The sequence below is a fragment of the Streptomyces sp. NPDC026246 genome (genome assembly GCF_055567995.1).
Genome location: NZ_JBVHPJ010000019.1, coordinates 92,429 through 106,493, shown reverse-complemented (window position 1 = coordinate 106,493; position 14,065 = coordinate 92,429). Strand labels below are relative to the sequence as shown.

Genomic DNA, 14,065 nt, shown 5'->3' with positions numbered 1-14,065 from the left:
TTCTTCGTCTCCAGCCCGAAGCCCGTCGCCCGGTGCCGGCGCAGCTGCTCGACCTCGCGGAAGGACTCCGGGTCCAGGAGAAGTTCGATGCGCTCGCGCGCGGTCAGCTTGCCCTTGGCGTGCTGCGCCTCGGTCGCCTTCTCGCTCGGTCCGGCCACCGCCTGCGCACGGATCTCGTGCAGTTCGGCCACACGTCCGCGCGCGTCGGCCGGCTCACCCGGCGCCTCATCCAAAACGGTCATGTAGCGACCTTACGAAGCCGACCGAGGAATGGGGCCGTCGACTCCTCACAGTCTCCGGCGTGTTTTCCTGGTACCCCTGAACAGAACCATGGCCGGGTGCAGCTTTTCTGACTGCTCAGAGGGTATGTCGCTTGTAGGGGTCGTACAAAGTCGTCAGGCGAGAGCCACCTCACAGACGTGGGTGGCGCATGCCTCCCCCGGGGTGACGCGGACGCGCAGACGGGTGCCCGTGGCGAGGACGCGCACCGAGTGGTCGGCGCGGATCACCCGGCGTACCGGGCGGTCCCAGACGATCTCCAGGGGCTCGCCCGTGCGGGGCGGTTCGCTCACGCAGAGCGTAGCGCCACGGCCGCTGCGGACGGTCAGCACGCTCGCTCCCGCGGAGGCGGTGAGCGGTCCCGCCGTGCCCGCCTGCCAGAAGTTCGCCGCCGTCAGGCCCAGGGAGGGCACCGCGACCGCCTGGCGCCCGGCGTCGTTGGCGAGGACCGACAGCCAGGGGCGGTCCGCGGCCCGGCGGGCGACGGCGCGGCGGGACGCCCCGGGCATCAGCAGGTAGGCGTACGTGGCGTCGTGCGGGTCGGTGCCGTGGTCGAGCCAGAGGGTCTGCCAGCGACGGGTGCGGCGCTCGGCCGTGCCGCCGGTGTTGATGTCGGACCAGGCGCCGGTGCGGTCCTCGCGCAGCGACCGCGCCTCGCCGTCGAGGAGCACCCAGCCGCCGTGCTCCTCCAGGTGGGCCCAGTGCGGGCCCCGGGTGAAGCGCTGGGTGCCGGACTCCCCCAGGTTGCGGTTGTCGACGACCGTCTCCACGGGGACGCCGTCGGCGCAGCTGATCCCGGCGCCCAGGCAGATCACCGCGTCATGGGCGAAGAACCAGGACTTGCGGGCCCGCAGGGTGGAGCCGAGGCCCCTGAGGTCCTGGCCGAGGGCCGCGTACCGGCCGTCGGTGGTGCCGCCGACCCAGCGGGCGGCGGGGCGGGCGGTGCCCCACTCGCCGCCCTCCCGGTCCGCGAGCCGCCTGGTGGAGACGGTGGTGCCGGGCAGGCGGTACCAGTCGACGGTCGGCCAGTACCAGTCGGTGTACTGGTCGCTCGCGCCGGACCACCAGCTCACCATGCCGGCGCCGGTGTGCCAGCCGCGCGGATTCTCACCGTTGCCGCACTCGTAGTGGGCGATGCGGTCGCTGGCCATGGCGACGTTCACGGTGAAGCCCGGGCCGCGGTGGACGGCGCGGTCCATGGCGGCGAACAGGCGGTGACCGGCGGGTTCGGGCGCCGCGGGCACGGGTGAGGCGGCGATCGCGTGCAGCCGGGCGAGGTCGGCGACGTCGTACTGAGGGGCCGTCAGGACGGGGCTCACGGTGTCCCGTTCGATCCAGCCCTTGACGCGGGCGTGCCAGCGGTCGCGTTCCGCGGGGCTCGCGCCGGCCGCGAGGAGGGCGATGGCCGCGATGAGCTGCTGGCCGTGGTAGTGGTCGCTGCGCATGACCCGGCGGTCGTCGGCGGCGAGGAGCCCGCGGCTGATGGCGCGGCCGTTGACGCCGTCCATGACGAGGCCGTCGTGGACGAGCGGTGCGAAGGCGTGCTCGACGCTGTCGAGGACGATCTGCCGGTTCGGATCGGTGACCTCCCAGTCGGATCCGGCGAGCAGGGCGAACAGGCGGCCCAGGCCGTCGAGCAGGACCTGGCCGTACGTGCCCGAGTAGGCGACCCAGGTGTGCTGGACGAACGAGCCGTCGGCGTACAGGCCGTCGCCCCGGGTCACGTACGGGAAGACCGGGGAGAGCGCGTCCCGGGCGAGGGCGATCTTGGCCGGGTCGCGGCCGAGGACGCCGCGCAGGGCGACGGAGCGGCACAGGTCGACGCGGTTGGCGCCGGTGGAGGTGCCGCTGTAGTCGCCGATCGCGGAGTCGGGGACGAAGTGGTCGACGGCCGCGCAGGCGGCGCGGACCCGGGCGTCGCCCAGCCGGTCGTGGAGGGCGGCCGTGATGTCCATGAGCAGACGGGGGCTGCCGATCTGCCACTCCCACCAGTTTCCGTAGGGGGTGGTGGCCGGGTGGTAGACGGTGGTGGCGAGGTGGTCGAGGCCGTGCAGGACGCGGGCGAGCAGGTCCGGATCACCGGTCGATCCGGTGCCGGGGCGGAGCCACGCCTGGGTCATGGTCCACAGGCGGCCGTAGCTGAGGGTGATGCCGGCCGGCGGGTCGAAGGGGTGGCCGGGCCAGAGGGAGCCGGCGGCCGGGGACATGGTGCCGCTCAGCTCCCGCGCGAGGGCGCCGGTCCGGGCGAGCCGTGAGGCGTAGGGCTCGGCTGCCGGGTCGTACCCGCTGCCCAGGGCGAGCTCCAGCCAGCGGCGGCGCAGGGTGTCGTACGGGTCGCCGGCACCGGTCCGGCCGGAGGCGGCGCTCGCGGTGGCGGGCGGGGCCCCGCCGGTCGCCGCGAGGGCGGCGGCCGTCAGCAGCAGGGCGCGACGGGTGGGCCGGTGGTGGCCTCCGGGCAGGGCGCGGCGCTGGGCAGTCATGCCCATGCCCTACCACGCGCGGGCGCTCGCCCTGAACGCCGGAACCGGCCGGATCGACCGGACGGCGGAGGCCGCTCCCCGGGCTACGAGAGGACCGGCACGGCCCGGACCCGAGCCCGGGCCCGGGCCCGCAAGCCGGCCGGGCGGTGCCGGCCCCGGCTCAGCCTGATCGGTCCGAGCCGTTCGTCCATCTGCGGTACAGGCCCGGTGCCAGCTCGCGGACGCGCTCCGGCAGGCTCGGCCGGGCGGGTGCGGCGGCCTCGTCGCGGTCCTGGGACACGGCCTCCCAGATCCGGGCGGCCACGTGGCCCGGCGACAGGCGGCCCGCGTGGTCACCCTCGCGCGTGGGGAACGCCGTACCCACGGGACCGGGTTCGACGAGCGTCACGCCCACACCCGTGCCGTGCAGTTCGCGGCGCAACGCCTCGGCGAAGGCGGCGAGTCCGGCCCGGGCGGCGGAACGGACCGCCTCCTGCGGCACTCCGCCGCCGCCCGCCGCCGCGCCGAGCAGCACCACCCGGCCACGCCGGGCGGCGATCATGGACGGCAGTACCTCGCGCACGAGGTGGAGCGTGGCGTTGAGGTCCAGGGTGAGCACGCGGTCGATGTCGGTGTGCGGCATGGCCGCGAAGGGCCCGGTCCAGCCGAGCCCCGCCCCGGCGACCAGGGCGTCGATGCGGCCGGTCGTGTGCAGGGCGGACCGGGCCAGCAGGCGGGGTCCGTCGGGGGCCGCGAGGTCGGCGGGGAGCACGACGGCCGACGTGCCCGAGGCCGTCCGCTCCAGGCCGTGCCGGTCGCGTCCGCTGAGCAGCAGGTGCCAGCCGTCCAAGGCGAAACGGCGTGCCGTGGCGGCCCCGATGCCCGAGGAGGCGCCGGTGACCAGGGCCACGCGCCGGTCGAGTCCCCGCGCCGGTCCGTAGGCACCGGGCCGGTCCGGGGCGGGGGTCGCCGCGTGGCGTGGGGCTGAATCCGCCCGGGGGTCGTGGGCCGAGCCGGAGCCGGTGAGTGTCACGAGTCGCTCTCCCCTGCGCTGTGCGTCCGCCGTGGTCTCGTCTGTCGCGTCTCCATACGGTTCCTTGCAACCGAACCCCGTCTTCCGGGACCCCGCCACCGCACACGGCCGCGCCTCCGCGCCCGCTCGGCGGGTCTCCCGCGGCCCCGTTCCCGGGCGGCGCACGGTCCGTGGCGTCTCCACCGGAATCCGGCGTCACCCCCGCGGCGAACCGCTCGATGCGGCCATCCGGGTGTACGGCACGCGCCGGATCCGGACGGGACGGAGACACACCCCGCACAGATGTTGAATGTTGAACGGAATAGGTCTACGGTGGGTCGCGTTCAGGTAGTTCAACGTTCAACATAAGCGCAGGAGGCGTACGCCATGAGCATCTTCAGCCGCAGCACCAGCACCACCGCCACCACCACCGACGGTGCCGTGAGCCCGGAGCTCGCCGCCCTGACCGGTGACTACACGATCGACCCCACGCACTCCACGATCGGCTTCACGGCCCGGCACGCGATGGTCACCAACGTCAAGGGCAGCTTCAAGGACTTCACCGGCACGCTCCACCTGGACGGCAGCGACCCCTCGCACTCCACGGCCTCCCTCGACGTCGTCATGGACAGCATCGACACGGGCAACGCGGACCGCGACGGCCACCTCAAGAGCGCCGACTTCTTCAAGGCGGACGAGTTCCCGGCCATGACGTTCCGCTCCGCCGGGGCGGAGGCGCTCGGCGGCGACGACTACCGCATCACCGGCGACCTGACGATCCTCGGCACGACCCGCCCGCTGACGATCGACCTCGAGTTCAACGGCGTCGCGAAGGACCCGTTCGGCAACGAGCGCGCCGGCTTCGAGGGCAAGGCGGAGATCCTGCGCTCCGAGTGGGGCCTGACCTGGAACGCCGCACTGGAGACCGGCGGTGTCCTGGTGTCCGACAAGATCAAGCTCACCTTCGACATCTCGGCCGTCAGGAACGCGTGAGCCCGCGCGGCCGACCCGGTGGCCCCCCCGCCACCGGGCCGGTCTGGCCGGAACGCGCCCCTTGTGGAAGGACCGTCGGCGTTCTCATAATCCAGCAGCAGAATTTTGACCAGTCCATGCCAGTCCATGGACGTTCTTTTTGCCCATGCTGCTGTCATGCGCTCGTCAATCTGATGCTCCGGTTGCACCTCCCCAGTCAACCCCCCACGGAAGGCATCACGTTGAAGAGACTCCTCACGGCCCTCAAGAGATGCGCCGTCCTCGGCGCCGCCGCGCTCGCGATCGCCAGCCTGCAGCCCGTCTCCGCCGCGCAGGCCGCTCCCTCGCCCGTGGTGGGCGGGACGCGCGCCGCGCAGGGCGAGTTCCCGTTCATGGTCCGGCTCTCCATGGGCTGCGGTGGCGCGCTCTACACCCAGCAGATCGTGCTCACGGCCGCGCACTGCGTGGGCCGTTCCGGCAACAACACGAGCATCACGGCGACCGCCGGGGTCGTGGACCTCCAGTCGACCAGCGGCCGCGTGCAGGTGCGTTCCACCAAGGTGCTGCGCGCCCCCGGCTACAACGGCACCGGCAAGGACTGGGCGCTGATCAAGCTCGCCCAGCCCATCAACCTGCCGACCCTCAAGATTGCCACCACGGCGCAGTACAACACCGGCGACTTCACGGTCGCCGGGTGGGGCGCCAACCGCGAGGGCGGCGCCCAGCAGCGCTACCTGCTGAAGGCCACCGTGCCGTTCGTCAGCGACGCCGCGTGCAAGGCGTACGGCGGCTCGTACAGCGGTCTCGTGGCGAACGAGGAGATCTGCGCCGGCTTCGACGCGGGCGGCGTCGACACCTGCCAGGGCGACTCCGGCGGCCCGATGTTCCGCAAGGACAACGTCGGCGACTGGATCCAGGTCGGCATTGTCAGCTGGGGTGAGGGCTGCGCCCGGCCCCAGGCGCCCGGCGTCTACACCGAGGTCTCGACCTTCGCCTCCGCCATCGCCTCGGCGGCGTCCACGCTCTGACCGCTCGTCCCGGGCCCGGCGCCGTTGGCGGCGCCGGGCCGTCACGCCCGGGGGTCCCAGGGGCGGCTGCGGCATTGCGGGCCCTCAGCGGCCCGATTCGTCGCGTGACTCCAACGCCGCCACGGCGGCAGCCACTTGGGCCGCACGCGCGCTCGGCGTCCGGGCGCGCAGGACGCCGAGCATCGCCAGGTAGCGGTCCGTGCGGCCGAGCGCCCGGAAGGCCGCCGCGGCCCGCGGGCTCCGCTCCAGCGCCGCCGCCAGGTCACCGGGGACCTCGGCCTCCTTCTGCGACGCGTACGCCGCGTCCCACCGCCCGTCGGCCCGCGCGGCCGCGACCTCCGCGAGTCCCCCCGGGCGCATCCGGCCCTCGGCGGTCAGCTCCCCCACCCGCCGGACGTTGACCGCGGACCAGAGACTGCCGGGCCGCCGCGGAGTGATCCGCTGGAGGTAGCGCGCGGAGTCGAGTCCCTTGCGCTGCCCGGTGATCCAGCCGTGGCACAGGGCCACGTCGTTGACGTCGGCGGCGCTGACGGAGGCGATGCCCGAGCCCTTCCTGGCCACTTCCACCCACAGCCCGGGGTGCGGGGCCGGATGGGCGGCGAGCCAGGAGTCCAGCCCGGCCACGGTCGCGAAGGCGAGCGGGCCGGTGTCGTCGGTGGCGCTCATGGCACCACCGTACGGAGGCAGTAGGACGGATGCCGTCCGCTACGGGAGCAGGGCGCGGGCCTGTTCGCGCGCCGATGCCGCCGCGTCCGGGAAGATGCCGAGCCCGTGCGCGACCAGGGCGCCCTCGTGCAGCAGCATCAGCGTCCGGGCCAGCTCGCCGGCCCGCTCGGGGGCGATGTCCTCGACGAGGCGGGTGAACAGGTCGAGCATCCACCGCTTCTGCCCGGTGATGACCGGGTGGGCCGGGTGGGCCGGGTCGCTGATCTCCGCATGGGCGTTGACCATGCTGCACCCCTTCGGGCTGAGGTCCGCGGCCCAGGCGCCCGTGGCGTCGAAGACGGCCAGGACGCGGGCGCGCGGCTCCGGCCCCGCCGCGTCCAGCCGCTCGGCGAGGAAGGCCCGCCAGCGCTCGTCGCGGTCGGCCAGGTACTCGACGACGATCTGCTCCTTGGAGCCGAACCGGTCGTAGAGGGTCTTCTTCGTCACCCCGGCCTCGGCCGCGATGAGGTCGACGCCCACCGCGTGGATGCCGCGCTCGTAGAAGAGCCGGCCGGCCGCCCGCAGGGCGCGGCGTGCGGCGGGCGTCATGGTGATGCGGCGGGGGGTCTCGGTGGTGCCCATGCCCCTCACTATACCGATCTGTATAGTGAGCCGGGAACGAGTAAACCGATCTGTCTAGTGGCTGGGGTGACGCCGTGAGGATCCTTCTGTCGCTCGCCTTCGTGCTGTGCTGGAGTTCCGGCTTCATCGGCGCCAAGCTCGGCGCGGGCAGCGCGTCCGCGATCACCGTGCTGATGTGGCGGTTCCTGCCGCCGGCCCTCGTCCTCGTGGCCGTCGCCGTCGTCGCGCGCGGCGCCTGGCGGGGACTGACCGCCCGGGACCTGACCCGCCAGGCCGTCATCGGCCTGCTGTCGCAGAGCGGCTACCTGCTGAGCGTGTACCACGCCATCCAACTCGGCGTCTCCAGCGGGACGACGGCCCTGATCGACGGGGTCCAGCCCCTGGTCGCGGGCGCCCTCGCCGGACCGCTGCTGGGGCAGTACGTGTCGGGACGGCAGTGGATCGGCCTGGTGCTGGGCCTGAGCGGCGTCACCGTGGTCACCCTGGCCGACGCGACGGCAGGGGCCGATGTGCCCCGGTGGGCCTACGCCGTCCCGCTGCTCGGGATGTTCTCGCTGATCGCGGCGACGTTCCTGGAGAGCCGGTCCCGCTCACGCGTGGCACCGCAGGTGTCCCTCACGGTCCACTGCGCCACCAGTGCCGTCCTGTTCTCCGTGCTGGCCTTCGCGGCCGGGTCCGCCGCGCCGCCCGCCGAGGGCGCGTTCTGGCTGGCGGTGGTCTGGCTCGTGGTCCTGTCCACCGTCGGCGGGTACGGGCTGTACTGGCTCCTGCTGCGGCGCTCCGGCGTCACCGCCGTCAACACGCTGATGTTCCTCATGGCGCCGGTCACGGCCGTGTGGGGAGCGCTGATGTTCGACGAGCCGTTCGGCGTCCGGACCGCGCTGGGGCTGGCCGTCTGCCTGCTGGCCGTCGTCGTCGTCGGCCGCGGCGAGGGCGGGCGGGGCGGGGACGCCGCCCGGGGCGGGCCGGGCGGCGAGTGGCCCCGCTCCCCCGGGCGCACCCGCTCCTCCGGACGCGCCCGCCGTCAGCCGTCGTGCCGCTAGGGGGTCTCCGGCCTGACGGGACGTGAGCCGGCCCGGGTCAGAATCCACCGCCGCCGAAGTCGCCGCCGCCTCCGCCGAAGTCACCGCCGCCGCCGACATCACCTCCGCCGAACCCACCGCCGAAGTCGCCGGTGTCGAAGTCCGCGCCGGAGACGTCACCGCCCTCGTAGCCGCTGAAGTCGCCGTAACCGGAGCCGTAGTCGGCCGCGTAGGCGGGGCCGGCCATGATGCTGCCGAGCGCCGTGCCGACCAGGAGGCCGGGCAGCAGTCCGCCGCCGAAGTAGCCGCCGGCCCAGGGGCCGTAGGCCGGGCCCGCCTCCCAGTACGGGCGGCGGCCGTAGTCGGTGTCGACCTCGCGCACCGCCGGGTCGCGGCCCTCCGCGAGCCGCACCTGGTCGGCCGCGCACACGGGGACCTCGCGCGTGGTGCCGCCGGGCGGCGTCCAGCTCGCGTCGGCCACCGAGGGGCCGTGGCGCGGGTCGAAGAAGCACGGCGGGCGCCGTTCCGGGAGGACCCTGCCCTCGCGGCGGGCGGCGAGGGAGGCCAGGGAGAACCGGCCGTCCTCCACGGTCTGGGTCACGGCCCGCACGTCCTCCGGTTTGGCCGCCGCCGCCATCAGGGACTTGGCCCGGTCGTAGGAGTCCAGGGCCCGCTCGTAGTCGGCGCGCATGGCGTCGTCGGCGCCGGGTTCCCCCGGGCGGAAGTCGAGGCGGTCGAGTTCCTCGCCGAAGGCCGTGATGTCCTCGTCGACCACCACGCGCAGCCTCTCCAGCGCGGCCCGCTGCTCCTCCTCGTGGCGGCGGCGGTTGCGCCGGACCAGCGCGTAGGTGCCGGCGCCGCCGGCCGCGACCAGGGCGCCGACCGTGATCAGCCCGCCGACCGGCACGTCGCTGCCCGAGCCGCCGCCCCAGCTGCTGGGCGCCGTGCCGCGCACGTTGCGCAGGGCGTCGTCGACGAAGTCGTTCAACTGGGCCTTGGTGTCGCCCGCGCCCTGCACGGCCGACACGAGGTTGGACACCGCCGGGCGGCTCATCACCGCGCGGTCGGCGCGGGCGTCGAACCGGTCGCCGAGGCGGATGCCGTACAGGCCGGTGACGCCGGTCTCGGTGCGCAGGTTCCGGAACAGGTCCTGCGTGGGGTAACCGGCCGGCAGGACCGCCACGAAGACCGGTTTGTCGGCGTCCTTGATCTTGTCGGCGAGCGCCTCGGCGTCCGACGCGGAGAGCAGGCCGGAGGCGGCCGGGTCCACGTAGACGGGGTTCTCGCGCAGTTCCGCGGCGACTTTCGACAGGTCGGTGGCCGCGTGCGCACCCGGCGCACCCGCCACCAGCACCGCCAGCACGGCGGCGACCGGCACGATCAGGAGGCGTATGACGGTACGCACCAAGTGGGCCTTCATATGTTCGAAGCTACCCGAATCGGCACAGAAAGGGAGATCGCCCGGGACCCGGTTTCCGGCCCGCCCCGGGCCCTACGATGCCTGTGACGTACTGCCGTGGGCCGCCCTGGCCCGCCGGCCGCAGCGGGAGGGCGGGGACGAAGGCATGCTCGGACGACGCAGGGCCGCGGACATGACCGTGTCCGGACTGACCGAGCTGGACCGGTCGCGGACCCGGGCCGATCTGCTGTGGGAGCTGTTCCGGCACGCCGAGGCCGAGGTGCTGGCGGCGATCGACTGGTATCTGGCGCGGCGGCGGGGACCGGCGCTCTGGTCGCGTTCGCTGCGGGCGCTCGCGGCGCTGCTGGGCATCGTCGGCACGCTGACGCCCCTGGTGCACGCGGCCGCGCCCACCGCCGTGCAGCCCGAGTGGGGGTTCGTGTTCCTGGCGGCCGGCGCCGGCTGCGTCCTGTTCGACCGGATCTTCGGTTTCTCGGCGTCCTGGACCCGGTACATCCGCTCACAGCTGGCGTTGCAGCAGTTGCTGAAGAAGGCGCAGGCGGAGTGGGCGCAGGCATACCTGCGGACCACCGACTCCCCGAGCGACAAGGAGCAGGCCGCCCTGCTGGGCGTGATCGAGCGGCTGCGCACGGACGCGCACCGGATCGTCGAGGAGGAGGGGTCGGCCTGGGTCGGCTACCTCGCCGACGGCGTCGAGGAACTGACCCGCTCGACCTCCCAGGTCACCGGCCAGCGCCCGCACGGCGCGGGCCTGTTCCGGCTGGACCGGGCGCCCGGCGGCGCCCGGGGCGGGGAGGTTCCGGGCCCGCGGTCCAGGGACACGGCGATCTGACTGAGGATGGTCCGGATGTGATCCGGACCGGGGCCGGGCCGCGCGCCGTGGGCGGCGCGCGGAGCGGACGGCCCCGCCGGCCCTGCTCCGCCGGAACCGTCCCTGGCCCTACTCGGCCGGAGACGCCCCCGGTCCTACTCCGCCGGGAGCACCCCGGCCCGCAGGAGGCCGTAGGTGTACGCGTCCTCCAGGGCCTGCCAGCTCGCCGCGATGACGTTGTCGGCGACGCCCACCGTCGACCACTCCCCCGAGCCGTCCGATGTGGAGATCAGCACGCGCGTCGTGGAGTTGGTGCCGTGCTTGCCCTCCAGGATGCGGACCTTGTAGTCGACCAGCTCCAGCTTGGCCAGCTGGGGGTAGATCTTCTCCAGGCCGACGCGCAGGGCCCGGTCGAGGGCGTTGACCGGGCCGTTGCCCTCCGCCGTGGCGACGATGCGCTCGCCCTTGGCCCACAGCTTGACCGTGGCCTCGTTGGCGTGGGACCCGTCGGGCCGGTCCTCGACGATGGCCCGCCAGGACTCGACCTGGAAGTAGCGCAGCGGCCTGCCCTGGACCTCGGTGCGCAGCAGGATCTCGAAGCTCGCGTCGGCGGCCTCGTAGGTGTAGCCCTTGAGCTCGCGCTCCTTGACCCGTTCGACGACCCGGCCGACCAGCTCGCGGTCGCCGCCGAGGTCGACGCCGAGCTCCTTGCCCTTGAGCTCGATGGAGGCCCGCCCGGCCATGTCGGAGACGAGCATCCGCATCGTGTTGCCGACCCGCCCGGGGTCGATGTGCTGGTACAGGTCCGGGTCGACCTTGATCGCGGAGGCGTGCAGGCCGGCCTTGTGGGCGAAGGCGGACAGGCCGACGTAGGGCTGGTGGGTGGAGGGGGTCAGGTTGACGACCTCGGCGATGGCGTGCGAGATCCGCGTCATCTCCCGCAGGTGCCCCTCGGGCAGGACCCTCTTGCCGTACTTCAGCTCCAGGGCCGCCACGACCGGGAAGAGGTTGGCGTTGCCGACGCGCTCGCCGTAGCCGTTGGCGGTGCACTGCACGTGGGTGGCGCCGGCGTCGACGGCGGCCAGGGTGTTGGCGACCGCGCAGCCGGTGTCGTCCTGGGCGTGGATGCCGAGCCGGGCGCCGGTGTCGGCGAGGACGGTGCCGACGACCGCCTGGATCTGCGCCGGGAGGAAGCCGCCGTTGGTGTCGCACAGGACGACGACGTCGGCGCCGGCGCCGGACGCGGTGCGCACGACCGCCTTGGCGTACTCCTGGTTCGCGCGGTAGCCGTCGAAGAAGTGCTCGCAGTCGACGAAGACCCGGCGGCCCTGCCCCTTCAGGTAGGACACGGTGTCGGCGACCATCGCGAGGTTCTCGTCGAGGGTGGTGCGCAGGGCGAGCTCGACATGGCGGTCGTGCGACTTGGCGACCAGGGTGATCACCGGGGCACCGGACTCCAGCAGGGCCCTGACCTGGGGGTCCTCGGCCGCGGTGGTGCCGGCGCGGCGGGTGGAGCCGAAGGCGACCAGCTGGGCGTGCCGGAAGTCGACCTCCTGCCGGGCGCGGGCGAAGAACTCGGTGTCCCGCGGGTTGGCGCCGGGCCAGCCGCCCTCGATGAAGCCCACGCCGAAGTCGTCCAGGTGCCGGGCGATGGCGAGCTTGTCGGCGACGGTGAGGTTGATGCCCTCCCGCTGGGCGCCGTCGCGCAGGGTCGTGTCGAAGACATGGAACGAGTCGTCGGGCTCGCTGGTCTCGGTCATGGTCTCAAAGGCTCCTGAGGATGAGATCTCGGTCGTACCGGAATGACCGGCTCCACCGCCCTCACATACTTCCTCGCGCTCTCGCCTTCCGGCTGCGGGTGGGCCAGAAATGCGAAAAACCCCTCGCGGGTGCGAGAGGTCTGCGCGCGGGTCGAGGACGACGGTGTCCGCCCGTACCTGGTCGTACGTGCGGTCACTGCGGACCGGCGCGCCTGCTGCCAATAATCATGGCGAACGAGAGCACGCGGGAAGTCTGGCACAGTCCCCGGGCCCGGCTCACCGGCGTCTCAGCATGCGGTCGATCGGCTCCGGGTGGCGGACACGCCGCCCGGGGCGCCGTTCAGCCGTCCTCGGCGGGGCCGGGCGCGAGGAGCCCGTCGGCGAGGAACTCGGCCACGTGCTGCAGCACCCCGGCCCGGTCGGTTCCGCGCAGGCCGATGGCGACGTGGATGGACAGCCCGTCCAGCAGCGCGCGCAGACGGGCGGCGAAGCGGTCCGGGTCGACGCGGCGGAACTCGCCGCGCGAGATGCCCTCGGCGAGCAGGGCGACCAGGTCGCGGTGCCAGGCGCCCTCGATGGCGGCCTGCCGGTCCCGGGCTTCGGATTCGACGGCGGCGTTCTGCGACCGGTTCCAGACCTCCAGCCACAGCGTCCAGTGGGGGTCGCGGTGGCCGTCGGGGACGTACAGGTCGACATAGGCGCGCAGGCGTTCGCCGGCGGGGGCGGCCCGGGTCAGCAGCCGGGCGCGCTCGGCGCCCAGCCGGCCCTCGCTCCACTCCAGGGTGCGCAGCAGCAGTTCGTCCTTGGAGCCGAAGTAGTAGAGCAGGTGGCCGCTGCTCATCCCGACCTCGCGGCCGAGCGCCGCCATCGTCAGCTTCTCCAGGCCGCGCTCGGCGATCATCTCCATGGCGGCGGCGAGCACGTCCTCGCGGGGCGGGGCCTGCTTTCGCCCACCGGCCATGTGCGCTCCTAGATCCTCGGCTGCTGCTGGGTGATGCAGTGGATGCCGCCACCGCCCGCGAAGATCGTACGGGCGTCCACGAGGGTCACGGTCCGCCCGGGGAACAGACGGCGGAAGATGCCGGCGGCGATCTCGTCGCGGGGGTCGTCGAAGCCGCACAGCACGACGCCGCCGTTGCACAGGTAGTGGTTGATGTAGGAGTAGTCGGCCCAGTGGCCGTCGGCCTCCAGGACCGTCGGGGCGGGGACCTCGACGACCTCCAGGCGGCGGCCCCGGGCGTCGGTCTGCGCCTTGAGCAGGCCGATTACCTCCTTGGTGATCTCGTGGTCGGGGTGGGCGGGGTCGGGCTGGGAGTGGGCCACGACGACACCGGGGCGGGCGAAGGCGGCGACGATGTCGACGTGCCCGAGGGTGCCGAAGCCGTGCGGGGGGTAGTCGCCGGTCAGGCCGCGCGGCAGCCAGATCGCCTTGCGCGTGCCCAGGTGGGCGTGGATCTCGGCCTCGACCCGCTCGCGGCTCCAGCCCGGGTTGCGCTCGGGTCCGAGCTGGACCGTCTCGGTCAGCAGGACCGTGCCCTCCCCGTCGACGTGGATCCCGCCGCCCTCGTTGACCAGCTCCGAGGAGTACGTCCGCGCCCCGGCCAGGTCGGCGACGTGTGCGGCGATCTTCGCGTCGTGCTCCCAGCTCGCCCACTCCTGCGCGCCCCAGCCGTTGAACGTCCAGTCGACGGCGGCCAGCCGGCCCGTGCCGTCGGTCAGGAAGGTCGGCCCGATGTCGCGCATCCAGGCGTCGTCGAGGTCCCGTTCGACCGTGTCGATCCCGTCGCCCAGCAGGGTTCGCGCCTGCGCCGACTGGCCCGGGCCGCACACCACGGTGACCGGCTCGAAGCGGCGGACCGCCCGGGCGACCGACGCCCAGGCGATCCGGGCGGCGGCCAGGTCGTCGGGGGACTCGAAGGTGGCGTTGGGGCCGGGCCAGGCCATCCAGGTGCGCTCGTGCGGGGCCCATTCGGCGGGCATGCGGAAGCCGTCGGCGGCTGCGGACATCGTGGATC

The 14,065-nt window shown here is 73.6% G+C and carries 13 protein-coding genes; 4 read left to right on the top strand and 9 right to left on the bottom strand.

Features of this window, described 5'->3' with window-relative positions:
• The 3 genes from ACZ4M5_RS32705 to ACZ4M5_RS32695 all read right to left on the bottom strand — a co-directional run.
• On the bottom strand, positions 1 to 242 hold a 242-nt coding region (locus tag ACZ4M5_RS32705; protein WP_467742358.1), incomplete at its 3' end, for a carboxyl transferase domain-containing protein.
• Positions 243 to 395: 153 nt separating this feature from the next.
• On the bottom strand, positions 396 to 2,759 hold the full coding sequence (locus ACZ4M5_RS32700; RefSeq protein ID WP_467742356.1) for a polysaccharide lyase 8 family protein: 2,364 nt from the start codon (positions 2,757 to 2,759) through the stop codon (positions 396 to 398).
• A 160-nt stretch (positions 2,760 to 2,919) separates the two neighbouring features.
• Positions 2,920 to 3,771, bottom strand: coding sequence for an SDR family NAD(P)-dependent oxidoreductase (locus ACZ4M5_RS32695; protein WP_467742354.1), 852 nt, complete (start codon positions 3,769 to 3,771; stop codon positions 2,920 to 2,922).
• 366 nt (positions 3,772 to 4,137) lie between these two features.
• Here ACZ4M5_RS32695 and ACZ4M5_RS32690 point away from each other — a divergent pair, with 366 nt between their 5' ends.
• The gene (locus tag ACZ4M5_RS32690) at positions 4,138 to 4,743 is read left to right on the top strand and encodes a YceI family protein (protein ID WP_467742352.1); all 606 of its coding nucleotides are present in this window, start codon (positions 4,138 to 4,140) and stop codon (positions 4,741 to 4,743) included.
• A gap of 221 nt (positions 4,744 to 4,964) precedes the next feature.
• Positions 4,965 to 5,750 carry a S1 family peptidase gene (locus tag ACZ4M5_RS32685; RefSeq protein ID WP_467742350.1) on the top strand — a complete coding sequence of 262 codons (786 nt, stop codon included), beginning with the start codon at positions 4,965 to 4,967 and terminating at the stop codon, positions 5,748 to 5,750.
• Between the two features lie 84 nt (positions 5,751 to 5,834).
• Here the strand turns inward: ACZ4M5_RS32685 and ACZ4M5_RS32680 are convergent, their stop codons facing one another.
• Complete coding sequence (locus ACZ4M5_RS32680; RefSeq protein ID WP_467742348.1) at positions 5,835 to 6,416, bottom strand: YdeI/OmpD-associated family protein; 582 nt, start codon at positions 6,414 to 6,416, stop codon at positions 5,835 to 5,837.
• A 39-nt stretch (positions 6,417 to 6,455) separates the two neighbouring features.
• The gene (locus ACZ4M5_RS32675; protein ID WP_467742346.1) at positions 6,456 to 7,037 is read right to left on the bottom strand and encodes a TetR/AcrR family transcriptional regulator; all 582 of its coding nucleotides are present in this window, start codon (positions 7,035 to 7,037) and stop codon (positions 6,456 to 6,458) included.
• Between the two features lie 74 nt (positions 7,038 to 7,111).
• Here ACZ4M5_RS32675 and ACZ4M5_RS32670 point away from each other — a divergent pair, with 74 nt between their 5' ends.
• Positions 7,112 to 8,080 (top strand): DMT family transporter, encoded by a 969-nt coding sequence (locus ACZ4M5_RS32670; RefSeq protein WP_467742344.1) that lies wholly within the window; start codon positions 7,112 to 7,114, stop codon positions 8,078 to 8,080.
• A gap of 37 nt (positions 8,081 to 8,117) precedes the next feature.
• Here the strand turns inward: ACZ4M5_RS32670 and ACZ4M5_RS32665 are convergent, their stop codons facing one another.
• Positions 8,118 to 9,479, bottom strand: a complete 1,362-nt coding sequence (locus ACZ4M5_RS32665) for a hypothetical protein (RefSeq protein ID WP_467742342.1) — start codon at positions 9,477 to 9,479, stop codon at positions 8,118 to 8,120.
• 145 nt (positions 9,480 to 9,624) lie between these two features.
• Between ACZ4M5_RS32665 and ACZ4M5_RS32660 the strand changes: the two genes are divergently transcribed.
• On the top strand, positions 9,625 to 10,311 hold the full coding sequence (locus ACZ4M5_RS32660) for an SLATT domain-containing protein (protein WP_467742340.1): 687 nt from the start codon (positions 9,625 to 9,627) through the stop codon (positions 10,309 to 10,311).
• 134 nt (positions 10,312 to 10,445) lie between these two features.
• Here the strand turns inward: ACZ4M5_RS32660 and cimA are convergent, their stop codons facing one another.
• From cimA to ACZ4M5_RS32645, 3 genes are all read right to left on the bottom strand, one after another.
• Positions 10,446 to 12,050, bottom strand: a complete 1,605-nt coding sequence (gene cimA / locus ACZ4M5_RS32655; protein ID WP_467742338.1) for a citramalate synthase — start codon at positions 12,048 to 12,050, stop codon at positions 10,446 to 10,448.
• Between the two features lie 340 nt (positions 12,051 to 12,390).
• Entirely contained in the window at positions 12,391 to 13,011 is a 621-nt protein-coding gene (locus ACZ4M5_RS32650; protein WP_467742336.1) for a TetR/AcrR family transcriptional regulator, read from the bottom strand.
• Between the two features lie 8 nt (positions 13,012 to 13,019).
• Entirely contained in the window at positions 13,020 to 14,057 is a 1,038-nt protein-coding gene (locus ACZ4M5_RS32645; RefSeq protein ID WP_467742334.1) for an agmatine deiminase family protein, read from the bottom strand.
• Between the last annotated feature and the right edge of the window lie 8 nt (positions 14,058 to 14,065).

Bases quoted from the DNA above. Each gene is read 5' to 3' on its own strand.
- ACZ4M5_RS32690 (WP_467742352.1), top strand. From the start codon at position 4,138: ATGAGCATCTTCAGCCGCAGCACCAGCACCACCGCCACCACCACCGAC.
- ACZ4M5_RS32675 (WP_467742346.1), bottom strand. From the start codon at position 7,037: ATGGGCACCACCGAGACCCCCCGCCGCATCACCATGACGCCCGCCGCA.
- ACZ4M5_RS32665 (WP_467742342.1), bottom strand. From the start codon at position 9,479: ATGAAGGCCCACTTGGTGCGTACCGTCATACGCCTCCTGATCGTGCCG.
- ACZ4M5_RS32650 (WP_467742336.1), bottom strand. From the start codon at position 13,011: ATGGCCGGTGGGCGAAAGCAGGCCCCGCCCCGCGAGGACGTGCTCGCC.
- ACZ4M5_RS32645 (WP_467742334.1), bottom strand. From the start codon at position 14,057: ATGTCCGCAGCCGCCGACGGCTTCCGCATGCCCGCCGAATGGGCCCCG.
- ACZ4M5_RS32660 (WP_467742340.1), top strand. From the start codon at position 9,625: ATGCTCGGACGACGCAGGGCCGCGGACATGACCGTGTCCGGACTGACC.
- cimA (WP_467742338.1), bottom strand. From the start codon at position 12,050: ATGACCGAGACCAGCGAGCCCGACGACTCGTTCCATGTCTTCGACACG.
- ACZ4M5_RS32680 (WP_467742348.1), bottom strand. From the start codon at position 6,416: ATGAGCGCCACCGACGACACCGGCCCGCTCGCCTTCGCGACCGTGGCC.
- ACZ4M5_RS32700 (WP_467742356.1), bottom strand. From the start codon at position 2,759: ATGACTGCCCAGCGCCGCGCCCTGCCCGGAGGCCACCACCGGCCCACC.